Origin of the sequence: Paenibacillus sp. LjRoot56, assembly GCF_964253335.1 — a bacterium.
Classification (GTDB): Bacteria; Bacillota; Bacilli; order Paenibacillales; family NBRC-103111; genus Paenibacillus_E; species Paenibacillus_E allorhizoplanae.
The window spans coordinates 1-307 of the sequence record NZ_CAXURV020000021.1 but is presented as its reverse complement, the minus strand read 5'-3'; the positions used below and the strand labels follow the sequence as shown (position 1 = coordinate 307).

Here is a 307-nt window from a genome sequence, read left to right as displayed (position 1 = left end):
GTGCATGGGTAGGGGAGCGTTGTATGTACGTTGAATTCTGACCGTAAGGACAGGTGGAGCGCATACAAGTGAGAATGCCGGTATAAGTAACGAAAAGATCAGTGAGAATCTGATCCGCCGAAAACCTAAGGGTTCCTGAGGAAGGCTCGTCCGCTCAGGGTAAGTCGGGACCTAAGGCGAGGCCGAAAGGCGTAGTCGATGGACAACAGGTGGAAATTCCTGTACCACCGTAGCCGTTATGAGCAATGGAGTGACGCAGAAGGATAGTGACGCGAGCTGATGGATGCTCGTCCAAGCAGTGAGGCTG

At 53.1% G+C, this 307-nt stretch carries 1 rRNA gene; it reads left to right on the top strand.

Annotated features, from left to right (window positions below):
- Window positions 1-307, top strand: a 23S ribosomal RNA gene (locus ACSQ8O_RS36755); the annotation flags it as partial.